The organism is Mesorhizobium sp. ES1-6 (genome assembly GCF_020164775.1).
Lineage (GTDB): Bacteria > Pseudomonadota > Alphaproteobacteria > Rhizobiales > Rhizobiaceae > Mesorhizobium.
The window spans coordinates 120,597-138,200 of sequence record NZ_JAIUGU010000006.1 but is presented as its reverse complement, the minus strand read 5'-3'; the positions used below and the strand labels follow the sequence as shown (position 1 = coordinate 138,200).

Sequence of the window (17,604 nt, the reverse complement as noted above, 5' to 3'; positions counted from 1 at the left end):
CCTCTTGTCCCGTCCCGGATGCAGGCATTGACCGCACTCCCCGTGTCTTGGCTTCATCCCTATAGAGGTCTAGCCTGCGCCTGCAGCAGGGGGAGGGCATATGACATCGAGTTTCACCGTTCATGACGCGTCCGGCTATGAGCAACTCATGGGCCGATGGAGCCGAAAGCTCGCGCCCAAATTCATCGGCTTCGCCGGACTCGCCCCTGGCGAAAAGATACTCGACGTCGGTTGCGGCACCGGCAGCCTGACGTTCGAGCTTGCGAAATCCGCCGAACTCGCGGCGATCGCGGCAATCGACTTTTCGCCTGTTTTCGTAGAGGCGGCAAAGCGGCGCAACAGCGATCCACGCATCGAGATCCAGCAGGCTGACGCCACCGCCTTGCCGTTCGCGGACAGCACGTTCGACCGTGCACTGGCCCTGCTGGTGCTTCATTTCGTGCCGGAAACCGGCAAGGCGGTTGCCGAAATGCGCCGTGTTACGCGGCGGGGCGGCGTGGTCGCAGCCGTGGTGTGGGATCATCTCGGCGGCATGGCGGGCATGCGCATGATGATCGACACGGTGGCGGCGCTCAGCGAAAGCGGGCGCCAGATGCGCAGCCGCTATTGCTTTCAGCCGATGATGCAGCCCGGCGAGATGAAGCGGACCTTCATCGAGCAGGGACTGGGCGACGTGACCGAAACCGAGCTGATGATCCGCATGGATTACCAAGACTTCGCCGATTATTGGACGCCGATATCAGCGGGCGAAGGCCCGCTCGGCAAATACATAACCACGCTGGAGGCAGCCGAGCGCGAGCGCACTGAAACTGCCGTCCGCGATGCCTATCAGGCCGGACGACCGGACGGGCCGAGATCGTTCGCCAATGTCGCTTGGGCGTGCAGGGGCGTGGTACCCTGACCGCCCCGCAGTGAAGCGCCATTAAACGCTGCTATCAGGCCTGCCGCGCAATCAGGTCGACATAGCGCTGCAGGTAGAGCGGCCAGCCCTGGTCGCCGGCGACGCCGTCGCGCACGCCCTCCCAGCCCTGGCCATGGCGCTCCAGGTTGCGATGCTCGATCTCGACGCGGGTACGCTCAGCCGTTTCGGCGGTGAACCGCACCTCCCACTCGCTGGTTTTGGCCGGGTCGGTCTCGATGCGCCATTGTGGGCTGATGTCCCAGCTCAGGAGCACGCGGTTGGGCGGCTCATAGGCCAGCACACGCGCCCAGCGGCACTCGCTGCCGTCGACACCGCGGTCATAGATGTGGCCGCCGACCCGAGGCTCGAACACCGTCTCGGCGATCTCGGTTTTGAGCAGGTTGTGCTCTGGCGGTTTGAAACTGCCGAAATCCTCGGTGAAAACCTTGAAGGCGCGCTCAATCGGCGCCTCGACCACGACGGACTGTTTTACGGAGGCGATGGGGATCTGGGTGTTCATGGTCACTCCTCTGGTGGGGTCTCGACGGCCAGCTTGTAGGCCGCGAGCGTCTTGCTCCAGAACCGGTCGAGCCAGGCGCGCATTTCGCCAAGCCCGTGCGGATCGATGTGGTAGACGTTGCTGGCGCCCTTCGGCTCCGCGCGCACCAGCCGCGAATCCCTGAGGACCTTCAGGTGCTGCGACACCGCGGACTGCGAGACACTGACTTGCCGCGTGACATCCGCCACCGAGCGCGGCCGCTCCGCGATAAGTTCGAAAATCTGCCTTCGGGTCGGATCGCCCAGGGCGGCGAGCTGTGCGCTATCAACAGTCATGACTTATGATTAGTCTGGACTGATGATAGAGTCAAGCCTGGAGGCGTCTCGCAGGTTCAGTCTGACTGCGTGGAAATTTCTTCCGACGGACCAAGTTCATTTCGGGTGGAAGGAGCTGCGCCAGAAAGTCGAAATCCACCCAGGCAAAGGGCTACTCCAAGGGGTCTATCCCTTGCGTTCTTCAAGGCTGTTGCCGCCGTCGACCACCAGCAAGGCGCCGTTGATATAGCTGGCGCTTTCGGAGGCCAGGAACACGACCGCCGCCGCGACCTCATCGGGCCGGCCGGCGCGGCCCGGCGGCGCATGCAGGGCCGCTATCCGCTCCGCCTCGCTCGACGCGCCTGTCTCGATCCAGCCCGGCGCCACGGCATTGGCGGTGACGCCGTGTCGCGCGACCTCCAGCGCCAATGTCCGGGTCAGGCCGACCATCCCGGCCTTCGCCGCGGAATAGGCGGCGGTGCCGTGGTAGGAGACCAGCGGCCCGGTCACCGACGCGACATTGACGATGCGCCCATACCCCGTTTCGACCATCGCCGGCAGAAACGCCCTGGTGACGAGAAACGCGGTCTTCAGGCTGGTCTCGATGCCCCGATCCCACTCGGCCTCGCTCATCGCCAGGAAAGCCTTGTCGACGGATGGCGAGGCCAGCGATCCCATGCCGGCATTGTTGACCAGGATATCGACCGCGCCGACCTCGGCCCGCAACCGCTCCACCTCCGCGGCAATGGTGAGATCGGCGACCGCGGCCGTGGCATCGATGCCCTCGCCGCGAAGCGCGACGGCACGCTCCAGCACCCGCGCACTGGCACCGGTGAGGAAAACCGCGTGCCCGGCCAGGCCAAACTGACGGGCAATGGCAAAGCCGATGCCGTCCGGAGCGCCGGCGCCGGTGATCAGGACGCGCCTGGTGGTGGTTGTGGCCAAGTCAGGCTCCTTGGGAGGGATTTATTGCTACGCTGCTCGATGGCGCGGTGGAAGGGCGCAACCGGCGACACTCGACGTAGCATTTTTTGTCCTTCAGTGAGATCGGGACAGTTCAACCCGATGGAAGGATTACGCTTCGGTCCTTTGCAGGAGAACAAGGTGCCTTGGAAGACGTTATGAGGCGAAGCCGTTCGCCGCTTCGGCGTGAGGCGTATCCGAATGTGGCATGCTTGCGCGAGATGAGACTCGGCACAACCTTCGTTTCCTCCCGCAGAAGCTCGCCATCGTGTGGCCCGTTGGCATGAGGCATTCACCGAGATAGGTTGCGGCGCAACCGAGGAGCGCACCTTTGTATCAGCAGACATTCAAAGCAATCGACGACGTGTTGTGGAAGGAGGCCGGCTGCCAGAGCGAGTTGGACTACACCGAACAGACCTCATGGATGCTGTTTCTGAAGTACCTGGACGACCTGGAGAGGACGCGTGCGGACGAGGGGGCGCTTTCGGGGAAACCGCATCGTCAAATCATCAATGCCGAGCACCGATGGGAGAAATGGGCCGCGCCGAAGAAGGCAGACGGCAGCTTCGATCACGACCGGGCGCTGACAGGTGACGACCTGATCGCTTACGTCAATCGTGAGTTGTTTCCCTACCTCAAGGGCTTTCGCTTCCGGGCTGAAGGGCCGAACACGATAGAATACAAGATCGGTGAGATCTTTGGTGAGATCGAGAACAAGTTCCGCTCGGGCTATTCGCTGCGCGATGCGCTGGAACTGATCGATCAACTGAGATTCGGCAGCCAAGCGCAGCGCCATGAACTGTCGCAGCTTTACGAAGACAAGATCAAACGTATGGGCAACGCCGGCCGCAATGGCGGCGAGTATTATACGCCGCGTCCACTGATCCGCGCCATGATCGAGGTCACCGCTCCGAAGATCGGCGAGCGCGTCTATGATGGAGCGGTCGGTTCGGCCGGCTTCCTGTGCGAAGCCTTCGATTATATGACGCGCCGGCGTGACAAATTGTCGACGCGCGACCTCGAAATCCTGCAGACGCGCACCTTTTACGGCAAGGAGAAGAAAAGCCTCGCCTATGTCATAGGTATCATGAACATGATCTTGCACGGCATCGAGGCGCCGAACATCGAGCACACCAATACGCTGGGCGAAAACATAAGGGATATCCAGGACAGGGACCGCTACGACGTCGTGCTGGCCAACCCGCCTTTTGGAGGCAAGGAGCGGCCGGAAATTCAGCAGAATTTTCCCGTCAAGACCGGCGAAACGGCATTCTTGTTCCTACAGCATTTCATCAAGATGCTGAAAGGCGGCGGCCGCGCCGCCATCGTTATCAAGAACACATTCCTGTCGAACACGGACAATGCCAGTGTTGCGCTGCGCAAGCAGTTGCTAGAAGACTGCAATCTCCACACCATTCTGGATATGCCGGGCGGGACGTTTCAGGGCGCGGCGGTCAAGACGGTCGTGCTGTTCTTCGAGAAGGGCGCGCCGACGCGGAAGGTGTGGTTTTACAAATGCGAGCCCGGTCGCAACCTTGGCAAGACCAATCCACTGAATGACGTGGACCTCGCGGATTTCGTTGCCAAACAAGCGATATTCGAAGACAGCGACAATTCTTGGGCGGTCGAGGTGAACAACATCGACATGGCAACCTATGATCTGTCGGTCAACAACCCCAACAAGGTCGGCGAAGCCGAACTGCGCGACCCGAAAGGGATCATCGCAGAAATGGTGGCGATGGACAGGGAAACGGCGGCGATCCTGAAGCGCATCGAGGCGATGTTGTGAGGGAGGGGTGGGAGATTCGTTCTCTCGTAGAGATGGGCCACGCATCGCTCGGGAAGATGTTGGATAAGAACAAAAACCGTGGTGTGTTAAAGCGATATCTGCGTAACTTGAATGTGCGCTGGTTCAACTTCGACAAGAGCGACATGTTAGAGATGCGCTTCGAAGAAGGTGAGCGTGAGCGCTACACGGCAAGAAAGGGCGATCTCCTCGTTTGCGAAGGTGGCTATCCAGGCCGAGCCGCGATCTGGTCAGATGAAGAACCGGTCTACTTTCAGAAAGCGATCCACCGGGTTCGATTTAACGAGCCTGAGCGCGCCAAATGGGTCCTGTACTATCTCCATCTCTGCGACATCGACGGTTCACTTCCTAGCCATTTCACCGGATCGGGCATTCAGCACTTTACCGGAGAGGCATTAAAACGGTTCCGAGTTCCATTTCCCCCGCTAGCCGAACAACGACGTGTCGTCGCCATTCTGGACGAGGCTTTTGCCGGGCTGGCGATCGCAACCGCCAACGCTGAGAGAAACCTCGAAAATGCGCGGGAGTTGAACCAGAGTCTCGCCTCTTCGATCCTCACGCCACATGCTGACTGGGTCACTTCAACTCTGGCTCAAATTGTGGCTGCGGACTGCACACTTTCATACGGCATTGTGCAGCCGGGCGAAGATTTCCCAGGAGGCCTACCGATCGTGCGACCAGTCGACTTGACTCGACCGGTGGTCGATCGCAATGGGCTTAAATTGATCGATCCGGCGTTAGCAAAATCCTACGACCGGACCCGCCTGAAAGGCGGTGAACTGCTCTTATGCGTGAGAGGCTCTACGGGAACTATTTCAATCGCTCCCCATGAGTTGTTGGGGGCAAACGTCACGCGTGGCATCGTGCCCATTCGGTTTGATGAACGCCTGGTCGACACGCAATTCGGCTATCATCTGATGAAGGCACCAGGAATTCAAAATCAAATCCGGGAAAAGACGTATGGCACGGCCTTAATGCAGATCAATATTGCCGACCTCAGAAAGGTAAGGGTATCTTTGCCACCTGTGTGGAAGCAACGCGAGCTTGGTCAAAGACTCGAAGCAGTTGCCAATGATACGGCAACTTTGGACACGGCGTACGCCTCGCGAATATCTGAAATCCAGGCCCTTAAACAATCGATATTGCACAAAGCCTTTTCCGGCGGGCTCTCAGCCAAAGCCACGACTCCCGTCGTTCCATTTCCCTCAAGGACTTCAACAGATCCCAATCTTGACACCGCGATGGTGTTGGCACTCGCCTACCAGCGTCACAAATTTCATCGGCGAGAAAGGACCTTCGCACACACGAAACAGCAGAAGATCCTCCATTTGGTCGAGGCCGGGGCTGATCACCCGCTGGGCAGGCAGGCAATTCGGGATGCCGCAGGACCTAACGACTTTCTGCACATGCGTGCTGCGGAAGGATGGGCGGAGGCAAATCAGTATTTTAGAGTATCAAGGCTTGAAGCTGGGAACTACCAATTCCAACCGATGGCCAAATTCGAGAAACTCTTGAACTTGGCAAGCAGCATCGAGCCCACAATTCGCAAGAAGATCGAACAAGTCATTGATCTGGTCGTTCCAATGAGCACACGGCAGGCAGAGGTATTTGCAACGATCTATGCGGCTTGGAACAACCTCCTGCTTGAGGGAAAGACGCCCACCGACGAGGAGATTGTACGGGCAGCTCGAGAAGATTGGCACATCAAGAAACTTGAGATCCCCCGACCAGTCTTTTTTGAAGGGCTTCAACAAGTGAGGCAATCGGCCTACAACCCAAAGGGAACTGGGCGCTACGTGCCCCCGCCCGCCCAAGCACAGCTTCCGCTATGAACGAGGCTGAGACCCGCGCCGAGCTGATCGATCCTGCCCTGCGCGAAGCAGGCTGGGGCGTTGTGGCCGACAGCCGAGTGCGGCGCGAGACAATCTGTCCTGGGCGCATTGAAGGCGCAGGGCGGCGCGGCAAGCAGGAGATCGCCGATTATGCGCTGACCTTCCGCAACCACAAGCTGGCGGTAATAGAGGCGAAGGCGGAGGGTCAGGGCGAGACGGAGGGCGTTGCGCAGGCCAAGGCGTACGCGCAAAAGCTGCAGGCGCACTTTGCCTACTCAACCAACGGTCGGCGCATTTATTGCATTGATATGAAAACCGGCCGCGAAGGCTATGTGGATCACTGGCCGACACCTGACGAGCTATGGGCGGCCGTGTTTGCCACGCCGAACGACTGGCGCGACCGCTTCGCCGCCGTGCCCTTCAAGACCAGCGGCAAATGGAGTACGCGCTACTATCAACACAATGCCATCGAGAATGGGCTTGAGGCGATCGCGACCGGCAAGCCGCGTATCCTTCTGACGCTGGCGACGGGAACCGGCAAGACCGCAATCGCCTTCCAGATTGCGTGGACGCTGTTCCAGAGTCGCTGGAACCTGTCGAGGGAGCCAAATCGGCGGCCACGCATCCTGTTTCTGGCCGACCGCAACACGCTGGCCAATCAGGCCTATAATTCGTTCTCAGCGTTTCCTGAGGACGCGCTGGCACGCATCAAGCCGGACGAAATCCGAAAGAAGGGGCGTGTACCGAAGAATGCCTCGATCTTCTTCACGATCTTCCAGACCTTCATGAGCGGCAAGACGGTGGATGGAGAGGACGCGCCCTATTTCGGCGACTATCCGCAAGACTTCTTCGACTTCATCATCATCGACGAATGCCATCGCGGCGGCGCCAATGACGAGAGTAGCTGGCGCGGCATTCTGGAATATTTCGCGCCTGCGGTGCAGCTGGGCCTCACGGCTACGCCGAAGCGCAAGGACAATGTCGACACCTACGCCTATTTTGGCGAACCGGTTTACATCTATTCACTGAAGGACGGCATCAATGACGGCTTCCTGACACCGTTCAAGGTGAAGCAGATAGCCACAACCTTGGACGACTATGTGTACACACCGGACGACCGGCTGATTGACGGCGAGATCGTCGAAGGCAGGCGGTACACCGAAGCACAGTTCAATCGGACGATCGAAATCGAGGAGCGGGAGCGCTATCGCGTCGAGCTTTTCATGGGTGAGATTGACCAGCACGAGAAGACGCTGGTTTTCTGCGCCACACAAGGCCATGCGGCGCTGGTGCGCGATCTGATCAACCAGATGAAAGCATCGAAGGACCCCAACTACTGCGTGCGCGTGACGGCCGATGACGGTGCGCGTGGCGACGAATTTCTCGAAACCTTTCAGGATAATGAAAAGACCATCCCGACGATCCTGACCACGTCGCAGAAGCTGTCGACTGGCATTGATGCGCGCAATGTACGCAACATTGTGCTGATGCGTCAGATCGGCACCATGATCGAGTTCAAGCAAATCATCGGGCGTGGGACGCGACTGTTCGACGGCAAGGACTATTTCACCATCTACGATTTCGTGAAGGCTTACGAGCACTTTAACGATCCGGAGTGGGACGGCGAACCCCTGGAGCCGGCTGTACAGCCGCTCAAGCAGGAAAAGCCGGAAGGCTGGGACGAGGATGGAGTGCTGTATGAGCCGCCAGCGCCTGCCGACGGACCAAAAACGATCCGTATCAAGCTGGCGGATGGCAAGGAGCGCGCAATCCAGTCGATGATGGCGACGAGCTACTGGGCGCCTGACGGCAAGCCTATGTCGGCCAACCAGATGATCGAGAAGCTGTTCGGTGAACTGCCGCGCTATTTCAAGGATGAGTCCCAACTGCGGGCGGTTTGGAGCGAGCCGGAAACGCGCAAGAGCCTGCTTGAGGCGTTACGTGAGGGCGGGTTCGGCCCCGAACAATTGGCCGAAATCGCTAGGATGATCGCCGCAGAGAAAAGCGATGTCTTCGATGTCCTGGCCTACATCGCGTTCGCTGTACCTCCAATCAGCCGTGAAGAAAGGGTCAATGAGCGCCGCTCAGCAATCATCGACGGTCAGGATGCCAAGCTTGTAGCGTTTCTCGACTTCGTCATGGGGCAATATGTTCGCGACGGCGTCGGCGAGCTGGACCGCGAAAAGCTTGCTCCGCTGCTGACCCTGAAGTATCAGAGCGTAAACGATGCCATTGCGCTGCTCGGCCCGGCCGGACAAATAAACGACGCGTTTTTGGGCGCGCAGAAAGCCCTGTTTTCATAAGCGCTGCCGGACCCTTACGCTAGACGGGTGAACCTTCGCAAATTGGCGCACCCGACAGGATTCGAACCTGTGACCTCTGCCTTCGGAGGAAATTTTCGCGGCTTTCCCTTGAGTTTCTCTTTGCACGCCGTATCTCTCCATCGCATTGATTCAACATATTTATTTTGACATCTGCGCCGAATTTCGTAGGCTGCGGCAGGTCGTAATTTTCTGCCATCTGCTTCCGTGGTGCTTCCGCGGAAGCAGATGGAGAGCCGAAGAAAGAGGCCAATATGGCTAGGCTGACAAAGCGCATTGTGGACGCTGTCGCAGCGCGCGGTGCGGATTATTTCCTCTGGGATGATGAGTTGCCCGGCTTCGGACTGCGCGTGTTTCGGTCCGGGAAGAGGAGCTACCTTGTCCAGTATCGCGCCGCCGGCAGAACGAGGCGCTATACGATAGGACTTCATGGCGTATGGACGCCCGAGACTGCCCGTCGGGAGGCGCGCGTGCTTCTCGGAAGAATCGCCCAGGGCGAAAATCCGTCCGAGCAGCGCCGGCTGGACCATCAAGCTATCACCGTCAAGGAGCTCTGCGATCTATATCTTCAAGACGCTGACAAGGGTCTGATCCTGGGCAAAGCGCGCCGACCAAAGAAGCTATCTACGCTGACGATCGATAGGAGTCGGATCCGCCGTCACATCATCCCTCTTCTCGGCACCCGTCGCGTGAAGGACATCGCTTCGTCTGACGTAAGCCGGTTCGTCCGGGACGTCACTGCAGGCAGGACCAAGGCCAATGTGAAGACCAAGATGCGAGGTCGCGCCATTGTTCGTGGCGGCGCGGGTACCGCCGCTCGTGCAGTCGGCTTGCTCGGCGGTATTTTCACATACGCGATAGAGCAGGGGATCATCGAGCGAAACCCAGCTCACGGCGTCCGGAAGCAAGCTGATCGCGTCAAGGATCGCCGTCTGACAGAAGGAGAGTATCGGGAACTTGGAGCTCTTCTACGGATTGCGCGGAAGAATGATGCTTTGGGGACCTCTCTCGCCGCCATACGGTTCCTTGCTCTCACGGGCTGCCGGCGAAGCGAAATAGTAGGCCTGAAGTGGATCGAGGTCGATGTTGAAAACAGCTGCCTACGGCTCGAGGACAGCAAGGAAGGAGCCTCAGTTAGGCCTATCGGGCTGCCGGTTCTAAACATGACCGACGATCTAAGTGAGGGCGAGCAGGGCGAACGTGGCACCTTCGTTTTTCCGGGCACGATCGAGGGGAAACCGCTGGTTGGCTTCCCTAAATACTGGAAGAAGGTTCTCAAGGGGACCACACTTGAAGGTATAACGCCTCACGTGCTCCGCCATAGCTTCGCGAGCATCGCCAACGACCTCGGTTTTACAGAAGCAACCGTTGCGTCTCTGCTCGGTCATTCACGTCGCACAGTCACGAGCCGATACATCCATACGGTTGATACCGCACTGATCATGGCCGCCGATACGATTGCGGGCTATATCAACGGACTTCTTGATGGGGTGCACTTTGCGCGGACCTCATACGCCCTCGATCGCCCTGCAAGAGAGGCCGCTCTTTCGCGTCTCTTTTCAGAGGTCGTAGCTGACGTCGAAGCACTTGCAGCATAGGCAAGTGCCGTTTTCGCCTCGTGGCCAACAATGGCGATATTATCGAATAATAAATTCCACCTCCCTATAAATATAACGCGCACCTGAAAAGGCAGAACGCTCACGCAACGGCCCCTTTTCGCAAAATATCAAGGAGTGTCCAATGTAACTTTGGCTTGGTGCCATCCTCATTGAAGATAGAACCAGAAGACCACCTAGCCAAATTGTAAAGTGTTTCGACGACAATTGTTGAGCCAACCTTACCGAGTCGCTTTCCGTTTGGCTTTCCCGCGCGCATGTCACCGGCTTCGGCCAAAATGTAGAACCACAGAGGAGTGATCTCGTGAAATCCCAGTGCCTCGACTAATTTACGCTGCGCTTCTGGGAGCGCTTCGAGAAGTTCGACGCCGGCCAAGGGTTTACTGTCCATGATCCGTGCCACCGCCTGCCCGGTCGGCAGTCCAAGACGATAGCCTCGAAGGAGATTACGGGCCGCCAGCCGGACCGCCACGGGCTCTGGTAGACGCTCGCCTTCCAAACCACGCAGATCATCAAGGCCGGACGAAAGCGTCGTGTCTATACGGCGTGCCATCACGGGATGTGGCATACTGGGAACCTGGAGAAGACGATGCCACTCGATTAACCAGTTTTCTGGCAAAGTGTCGAAGTCTTGGCCGGCCAGCGAACTAAAACTGCCGCTCATCGCTGTGAACGTGAACATTGCTGCGAGAGGAGCTTTGCCAAGGCGGCCCGCTAGTCCGAACGATTCATTAATGTCGTACTCTTGCCTAACCATGGAATGCCCAAAGCGAAATGCGGCGACGGCAAACTCCAACGGAACAAACGGCTCAGACCGGCTTGGCCGCCAATAGCGCGGCCCACGATCAAGCACATCTTCCAGAACGGTGACGTCTACAAGTTGCGGAAGCAAATCACCGAAGATCGCTGACTGATACATCGTTTGGAGACGCAATCGCGCTTCGGCATGGCTCGCGCCCTCATCGACAAGCGCATTGTGGGCGCGGAGGAAAGCAACATGGAGCTGAGCGACGATTAGGTTTTCATCATTTCGCGGATCACCGATCAATGCCGCACGATCATTCCTGATGTCGTGGCTGCGGCCTTGACGAGGAAGATCGTTCCACTGATCCTTTCCGGAAGGGCGCGGCGGAGCCGTGGCAACCGTCCCAAGGCGCATTTTCGAGTCATCTCCCACTTCGCGAGGTGCCGGCGAGGAGTAGACCGAGTCGAGGTCGAGAGCGGCGGTGCGCGCGTTGGCTAGATACCTCGTAGGATCGACAAGCGGCTGCAGCGACAGGGGTAGATTCTCGCCGTCGACGCTAATTTCTTCCAATGTAATGTCATGATCGATAAATTGGCCAAAGTAAGTGTAGGCTGCAGGGATCTCGCTATCGTCGCCGATCTGCGTTTTGTGGTTCGCTGTCATCACAGACGCAAGTGCAAACAGTTTGCGGCCCATATCCGGCCCTGCCGGAAGGTGTGCAGAAGGATCCCCTACCAGTGCCTCGAACATAAAACCATAGTCAGGTGTCTCAGCCTTGAAGTTAGCATCCTTGATTCTAGCGCCCAACCTATGGTCGAGGTCTTGAACATGTATTGAGGGGCCGACTGGCGGAACCTCCCCATGCCTTAAACGTGCCATTTGCGGTCACTCGGAACTGGGCCGTAGAGAAGGTTGTGCTCGACGAAAAACTTGAACAGAGTCAAAGCCTCGCCCCAGCCACTCGCTACCGATAGTGCGGTCGCGATATCTCTTTCTGCGCCAGAGTAACCCGTCTCCTTGACTATCAACATACAGCCATTGCCAAATTGCTCAAATGTGAACGACACCAACGTTTCAGTACTACCTGGATGCCAAGTAAATGCGAAAGATCTTCCGTCATCCAGCGTGGCCACATGCCCGTAATCCTCGGCAGAGTATCTATCCGCCCCAAAATTCTGCCATCGAAAGTAAACCGGGCTCCCTATTTTATCTCCGATCGATGCTTCGGTAGCAAACCACCCCTCCCACCCGGACCCAGAGGTCAAGCGGGCATAAAGATCCTCCGGGGTAGATCGGATGAAGGTCCTGTGCTCAACTGCGAGTGGCATCTGTTTTAGCCTAAATATTCAGTCATTTGAGATGTTCGCTCCATGGGATCATGCCAAATCCATAACTCAAGAACCATGCCATCGAGATCAACTCGTCGATCGAAGCAGAAGCCTGCCTTCGAATAGAACCTCTTGCCGCGTTCGTTTTCAGAATAGATTAAGGTACAAATTGGATGTTTTACACTCGAGCGAGCCAACCGTGTTAGCCGGTTCGCACCCTCTAATGCTATGCCAGGACTACGGGAGCCAGGTTTGAAGAAAATATAAAATTCCAAGCATGGCTTGTCATCGATTTCGATTTCTGCGAGGGCGATAAAGCCCCCGAGTCCAGTATCGTTTTCGAACAAACCGAAAACCCCGAGTGCGGGTACCAGATCTATATGGACTGGCGGACTGAATAGTTTGGCTGCGTCGTCAATCGACAGGTTGAAGCCCGGCGGTATGACTCCCGGCCCCGCCGCCGACCTCATCACTTCGAAAACTTGCTCAATATCGCCGACGTTCAGCCGGCAAAACGGAGGCCCAAGGTCCGATAACTGACCACTAAGCGAAGGGGTCTGGCGCAAGGCTCATATCCCCTTGGTAGTCGAGCCGACCATCCTCCAAGCCGTGACAGACGATATCATTCACATCAAGGAGACCGTCGCCGTTATGATCGGCTATTTTTCCGCGGAATGTTCCACATATGTAACAATTTACCAGCGGAGCGAGAGAAGTTTCAGTTGGATTGATGAGTTGGATGGTGCCAGGCAGAATATCTCCGCTCTCCAAATAATGCCTTACGCTCGCATGGGCCCAGCCAAAATACTGGCCTTTTACATGCGAGACTACTCGGCGCACCGTGTAGTTCTTCCGGCCTATCTCACGCTCCTCGACATCGATCAACCGCCCGGTTGTTTGCGCCGCCCGGCCTGCTCCCATTCGCACGTCGCACGTCTCCGATGGATCCTCTTCGACTCTTCCACTGAGATAAAATCGCTGACGCGCGTTGGTCAGATAGCGATGTTCCGTGTCAAACTCACTGCTACGCCACGATTTACCGATGAACGGATATATCTCATAGTGATCCGAACCGTCAGGATGGAACCCTGCATAACGCTTTTCAATGGTGAGCCGCGTCATAAACGTTTCGTCACGGGTACAAGCCATCACTCTACCCTGGATATGCGCAAACCAAAGTGGCGATAGAACGACGCGTAAATCGACGTCGCCAAATGGCATAACGGCGAAGCCAGCAATTTCCAGCGGCAATGTCTGGTCGAAGCTACGTCCCCGCACGTAGGTGCCTTTATCGTATTCCGACTGGAAGGGAACGTCGCGGATTTCCGATGCGTGAAGTTTGGCCCAATCGCGAACTTCTCGGCTGCTGTCGTTTATTGCGTGCTCAACTAAGCTGATAGCGTCAAACGGTGCGCACTTACGTGCTAGCCAAAGCAAATTTGCTCTTACTCGTGAATCTTGCTCCATATCGAAGTATTTTCGTACCGAGTAACCTATAGACGATGCGTCTCTATAGAATAGCTCCCAAATGGCACGTTCACGCTGCATAGGACTAGCATCGAGACGAGCCACATGGTCTAGTTCGCCAACGCTTCGTCGGTCAAACGAGGGCAGTTCCACGACCTTGCTGTTGAACGTAACTAGGTCGGCGTGATCAAAGCCAAATTCAGGAGATTCGGCCCGCTCGTCCATCCAGTTCTTAAACCGAAGCGTCATACGCTACCTCCTACTTGCCGGAACATCATAAATTGCCGAAATGGCGTCGAAGGAATTGCGCATACCGCAATGCCCTCCCATGATTGGACGAAGATCAGTGCGGCTTATTATATTCCCACTTGGCAAATCTACCTCAAGCAATTCTCGATTTACGCACTCGGCTATCCACAAAGTACTGCCGACTACGCAACCTTTTGTGGAAAAAAACTTCGGAATATCTTCCGATCCGCTGAGTATTTTTCTCGCCGTTCCGTCAACCTTGTTAATAAGTAAGACGCAAGTGTTGACGCGATTGGCCCACTCATTCTTCGTTGCAAGGAGAAAATCTGGGTCATGCGCTGGAAAGACGCCCAACAGGGCCCCGCTCATGTTACCCTCGCGAGGGTAAACCACCCTTTGGGTTCCTGCAGCCGGATCAAAACAGAGTACCTCCCCGTCCTGATCGTTTTGGTCGCCGTTGGCTATCCAAATCTGCCCATCACCATCCATAAATGCCGAGGTAGGATCGATCAAATTAGCGCCTTCAACCACCACTTGCAGATGGCCATTGAGCGGCTCTACTGTGTATACGCGGCCGCTCCCTTCGAAGCCTCCAAAATCACAGATAAGCAAGCGCCCGTCGGCCAAGATCTGGATACTATAAGGATCGACTACTAGGTTCCGCTCGATGAGCGTGCGCATGACATGTTTACGAGGAGATACTACGAAGATCCCACCCCAATTACCAAACGCAACATCCGTTATTGGTGGCGGTGTCCGCATGCCTGACATTGTTGCAAAGATATTTCCGTACGCGTCAGGGCAGCAAGACCAAAGAAGTGATCCGGGACCCCAATCTGCCTCAAATACGTAGCTAAACTTCCGAGTCTCCTGGGAGAAATGGTAACAAATGTTGTCCGGGTGAACATTAAACAGCAAGTCCCCCGGGGCGAATCTAACTGCGCTATTAATCTGACCAAATATTCGGTTTGTCGGCGGCGAGAAAGATGCAGAAAACCCGTCAAAAGAAACACCGAGAGAACCCCTAGCCGTCCGCCAAATTGGCACGAGCGAATCATCCCGCGATGGATTGTCGATGACGTTGGACAATTGCGGCTGGGCCCAAACCTGATCAGCCATCATTCTCTCCACATCCTGAGAAGCCGCTTCCCGGATATACGCTAGCCCAACCGTTATGGACGCGCTTCTCCTACATTGCAGATCGGAGTGTCGACTGTCTGCACTCGCCCATGACACTGGGCTGATAGGATATAATTCAAGGCTTCCCCCTGAAAATCCAATTCCGGATAATGGTGCCTGACTAAACCCTCAAATGTTGCCAACGACCAAACCGCTGAGATAAATCCCGGGGCGCTGTGTATCTGATGTCGATGTTGCAAGGCGAACAAATCGCGAACCAGCGCTGCGACCAAGAACTCTCCTGCCGGGCGGCCGCCCCAACGTTCGACAATCAGGGCCATTTCCGCCTCGAATGCCGCACGATCCAGGTTCTCAGGCAATTTGCTCGCACTGCGCAGTACCTCGAACGCTGCTCGAGCTGCATTGCGGGTCGCGATAGCCACAAACAATCCGAGGAATATCTGGCGATTACGGCGATCAAGTTCAGCGACTAATCCATAGTCGTAAAGGATGGGGACGCCATCGGTGCCGATTTGAAGATTTCCGGGATGCAAATCGCAATGCACCAGCCCATGCACAAAAATCATCCGGTAGACCAAAAGTAGAAGCCGCCGGCAGGCATTCTTATAGATCTCGCCTGCGGCCTCCTCGGCCGACCAGGGAGTTCCGCGTAGATAGAGCATTGGCAGAACATCGACGCGCGTGAACTCAATTAGCGGTGAAGGTATGTGCACATCGTCCCCAGCCATCGCAGCAAATCGGCGCGCTATCGAAGCCTCGGTGCACATGTCACATTGGCCGTGAATCAATCTGGATAGGTCGGTGACGATTTCGGAGAGTGGAAATGGCCGAAAACGGGGGAGTTGCTCAACGAGCCGCATCATCACATAGATAATGCGCAGGTCGCTGGCAACCTTCTGGCGTACCCCATGTCTGACAAGTTTGACCGCGATGGGCTCACCAGATGGCAACCTGGCCTCTAGAACAACTGCAATACTACCGGCCGCGACAGGCACCCAAGAGGTCATTGTGAAGGGGACCGATTCCAACGAACCATAGGCGCGCGACAAAGCTCGGCTGATTGAGCGGCGCGTCGGTGGACGTGCTTTGTCTTGAACCCGAGACAGTTGGCCTGAAAGAGCTTTGGGCAACAGATCTTCTCGCGACGAAGCTAACTGCGCGACCTTGATAGCTGCCGGCCCGCATCGCTCGCAGTAGCGCGCCAGTTCCGCTCCGAGCACTGTTTGCCAGGCAGCTCGGTCGCGATCAAAGCGAAAGCGAAGCAACGCGGGCAATAGGGACACACTGCTTGATATCGCAAGCAGCAGAAATCCCATAAACCGAAATAAATCGGCGCTTTTCAGTTTTGTGGTCCGGTCCATCTCAAAATTTGAAGCAAAGGCAAAGGTGTCAGCAAAGGCGGATCCGTAGCCATTACAGGTCGAAGCCTAACAGTCGGAATCTCCCGGCGATCAAGGCGGAGATCGATGCGACAGACGCGGAGTGCCTCGTAGTGCCCGCTCCAAGCATCCAGCCAAGTGAGCGGTCGGAACGCTGCGACAAGGAGAGAGGCTCGGCGGCCAGCAGAGAAATATTGGAGGTGGAATGAAGTACTGTCCGGCCGAATAAAGCATCCGTCCAGCGGGATGCCAGCCGGGAAGGTGCGTTCGAAGAGACCCGCGACGAGGAACTCAGATTCTAGGGCATCAGAAACGCATGCAGAGATAGTCATCTCGGCTGGGGCGGGTCGTGCGTATGAATCGGCGGTCGGGGTGAAAAGCTCGTCGGGAGGAGCGCTCCTAGCTAATCTCCTTAGTTGCCCCGGCGATATACCGGTCAACGCAGTAAAGGTTTGAATGAAGGAGCCGAGCGAATCGTAGCCCACATCGAGACTGATCTCGGTTACCGGCCGGTCATCCTTCAGCAGAAGTTGCTTTGCTCTCTCGATGCGGATTGCGGATTGAAATCGCTGAGGCGACAACCCTGTTTCGCATTTGAAGGCGCGGATGAATGCAAAGGGAGACACGCCCAGACGTGCCGCGATATTCCCGGTTCGCGCTCGCGACGCTGGGTTTGCTCGCATGGCATCGGTAACTTGCGAGATGGAGCTGCGGAGTGTCCTTGAACCCTGGGAACCGACGTAATCGGATATAGACGCATCCATGAGAATCAGGCGCTCCGCGCCAGCAATGGCGAACGCGCGGTCCATGCAGCCGTTTTTAGGGAGCCCGACAGCCCCGCAGTTGCGGCTGATACATTAAACTTCATAGCGTATACCTGCCCCTATTGACCGACATATTCCTGTCAGCAATTGGTTGCCGTCTGGATTGTTGAAGTCTTATCGGAATATCTGCACGTCGCTCTAGCGACGCTCTCACGATGCAATTTGGATTGCGTGTCAGAACGCCCATCAGGTGCTCGGTGTCCCGGTCGTCTTGGTTGG

General features: G+C 56.8%; 15 protein-coding genes. 5 read left to right on the top strand and 10 right to left on the bottom strand.

The annotated features are described in order from the left end of the window. Positions 1-100: 100 nt before the first annotated feature. Positions 101-901 carry a class I SAM-dependent methyltransferase gene (locus LB564_RS17060; protein WP_224539446.1) on the top strand — a complete coding sequence of 267 codons (801 nt, stop codon included), beginning with the start codon at positions 101-103 and terminating at the stop codon, positions 899-901. A gap of 34 nt (positions 902-935) precedes the next feature. Here LB564_RS17060 and LB564_RS17055 read toward each other — a convergent pair whose 3' ends face one another. From LB564_RS17055 to LB564_RS17045, 3 genes are all read right to left on the bottom strand, one after another. Then, on the bottom strand, positions 936-1,421 hold the full coding sequence (locus LB564_RS17055) for an SRPBCC family protein (RefSeq protein WP_224539444.1): 486 nt from the start codon (positions 1,419-1,421) through the stop codon (positions 936-938). Positions 1,422-1,423: 2 nt separating this feature from the next. Beyond that, positions 1,424-1,735, bottom strand: a complete 312-nt coding sequence (locus tag LB564_RS17050) for an ArsR/SmtB family transcription factor (protein WP_224539442.1) — start codon at positions 1,733-1,735, stop codon at positions 1,424-1,426. 165 nt (positions 1,736-1,900) lie between these two features. Next, positions 1,901-2,659 carry an SDR family oxidoreductase gene (locus tag LB564_RS17045; RefSeq protein WP_224539441.1) on the bottom strand — a complete coding sequence of 253 codons (759 nt, stop codon included), beginning with the start codon at positions 2,657-2,659 and terminating at the stop codon, positions 1,901-1,903. A 349-nt stretch (positions 2,660-3,008) separates the two neighbouring features. Between LB564_RS17045 and LB564_RS17040 the strand changes: the two genes are divergently transcribed. The 4 genes from LB564_RS17040 (at position 3,009) to LB564_RS17025 (ending at position 10,235) form a co-directional block, all read left to right on the top strand. Further along, the gene (locus LB564_RS17040) at positions 3,009-4,466 is read left to right on the top strand and encodes an N-6 DNA methylase (RefSeq protein WP_224539439.1); all 1,458 of its coding nucleotides are present in this window, start codon (positions 3,009-3,011) and stop codon (positions 4,464-4,466) included. After that, positions 4,463-6,316: a restriction endonuclease subunit S gene (locus LB564_RS17035; RefSeq protein ID WP_224539437.1), complete on the top strand. Its 1,854-nt coding sequence runs from the start codon at positions 4,463-4,465 to the stop codon at positions 6,314-6,316. Before LB564_RS17040 ends, LB564_RS17035 begins: the two co-directional genes overlap by 4 nt. Continuing rightward, positions 6,313-8,619 (top strand): EcoAI/FtnUII family type I restriction enzme subunit R, encoded by a 2,307-nt coding sequence (gene hsdR, locus LB564_RS17030; RefSeq protein ID WP_224539435.1) that lies wholly within the window; start codon positions 6,313-6,315, stop codon positions 8,617-8,619. The genes LB564_RS17035 and hsdR overlap by 4 nt, the downstream gene beginning before the upstream one ends. A gap of 272 nt (positions 8,620-8,891) precedes the next feature. Then, on the top strand, positions 8,892-10,235 hold the full coding sequence (locus tag LB564_RS17025; RefSeq protein ID WP_224539433.1) for a tyrosine-type recombinase/integrase: 1,344 nt from the start codon (positions 8,892-8,894) through the stop codon (positions 10,233-10,235). Between the two features lie 100 nt (positions 10,236-10,335). Here LB564_RS17025 and LB564_RS17020 read toward each other — a convergent pair whose 3' ends face one another. The 7 genes from LB564_RS17020 to LB564_RS31740 form a co-directional block, all read right to left on the bottom strand. Next, positions 10,336-11,694 (bottom strand): peroxidase family protein, encoded by a 1,359-nt coding sequence (locus LB564_RS17020; RefSeq protein WP_224539431.1) that lies wholly within the window; start codon positions 11,692-11,694, stop codon positions 10,336-10,338. 170 nt (positions 11,695-11,864) lie between these two features. Beyond that, on the bottom strand, positions 11,865-12,326 hold the full coding sequence (locus LB564_RS31745; RefSeq protein WP_224539429.1) for an SRPBCC family protein: 462 nt from the start codon (positions 12,324-12,326) through the stop codon (positions 11,865-11,867). Between the two features lie 5 nt (positions 12,327-12,331). Further along, a complete protein-coding gene (locus LB564_RS17010; RefSeq protein ID WP_224539427.1) occupies positions 12,332-12,892 on the bottom strand; it encodes a GNAT family N-acetyltransferase in 561 nt (186 codons plus the stop codon). Then, on the bottom strand, positions 12,870-14,042 hold the full coding sequence (locus LB564_RS17005; protein ID WP_224539425.1) for a hypothetical protein: 1,173 nt from the start codon (positions 14,040-14,042) through the stop codon (positions 12,870-12,872). The genes LB564_RS17010 and LB564_RS17005 overlap by 23 nt, the downstream gene beginning before the upstream one ends. Before the next feature lie 3 nt (positions 14,043-14,045). Beyond that, a complete protein-coding gene (locus LB564_RS17000; RefSeq protein WP_224539423.1) occupies positions 14,046-15,161 on the bottom strand; it encodes a hypothetical protein in 1,116 nt (371 codons plus the stop codon). A 53-nt stretch (positions 15,162-15,214) separates the two neighbouring features. Then, on the bottom strand, positions 15,215-16,543 hold the full coding sequence (locus tag LB564_RS16995; RefSeq protein ID WP_224539421.1) for an ABC1 kinase family protein: 1,329 nt from the start codon (positions 16,541-16,543) through the stop codon (positions 15,215-15,217). Beyond that, on the bottom strand, positions 16,522-17,244 hold the full coding sequence (locus LB564_RS31740; RefSeq protein WP_224539806.1) for a helix-turn-helix transcriptional regulator: 723 nt from the start codon (positions 17,242-17,244) through the stop codon (positions 16,522-16,524). The genes LB564_RS16995 and LB564_RS31740 overlap by 22 nt, the downstream gene beginning before the upstream one ends. Positions 17,245-17,604 lie beyond the last annotated feature (360 nt).

Bases quoted from the DNA above. Each gene is read 5' to 3' on its own strand.
- LB564_RS17060 (WP_224539446.1), top strand. From the start codon at position 101: ATGACATCGAGTTTCACCGTTCATGACGCGTCCGGCTATGAGCAACTC.
- LB564_RS17055 (WP_224539444.1), bottom strand. From the start codon at position 1,421: ATGAACACCCAGATCCCCATCGCCTCCGTAAAACAGTCCGTCGTGGTC.
- LB564_RS17050 (WP_224539442.1), bottom strand. From the start codon at position 1,735: ATGACTGTTGATAGCGCACAGCTCGCCGCCCTGGGCGATCCGACCCGA.
- hsdR (WP_224539435.1), top strand. From the start codon at position 6,313: ATGAACGAGGCTGAGACCCGCGCCGAGCTGATCGATCCTGCCCTGCGC.
- LB564_RS17025 (WP_224539433.1), top strand. From the start codon at position 8,892: ATGGCTAGGCTGACAAAGCGCATTGTGGACGCTGTCGCAGCGCGCGGT.
- LB564_RS17020 (WP_224539431.1), bottom strand. From the start codon at position 11,694: ATGGGCCGCAAACTGTTTGCACTTGCGTCTGTGATGACAGCGAACCAC.
- LB564_RS31745 (WP_224539429.1), bottom strand. From the start codon at position 12,326: ATGCCACTCGCAGTTGAGCACAGGACCTTCATCCGATCTACCCCGGAG.
- LB564_RS17005 (WP_224539425.1), bottom strand. From the start codon at position 14,042: ATGACGCTTCGGTTTAAGAACTGGATGGACGAGCGGGCCGAATCTCCT.
- LB564_RS17000 (WP_224539423.1), bottom strand. From the start codon at position 15,161: ATGGCTGATCAGGTTTGGGCCCAGCCGCAATTGTCCAACGTCATCGAC.
- LB564_RS16995 (WP_224539421.1), bottom strand. From the start codon at position 16,543: ATGGACCGGACCACAAAACTGAAAAGCGCCGATTTATTTCGGTTTATG.
- LB564_RS31740 (WP_224539806.1), bottom strand. From the start codon at position 17,244: ATGCGAGCAAACCCAGCGTCGCGAGCGCGAACCGGGAATATCGCGGCA.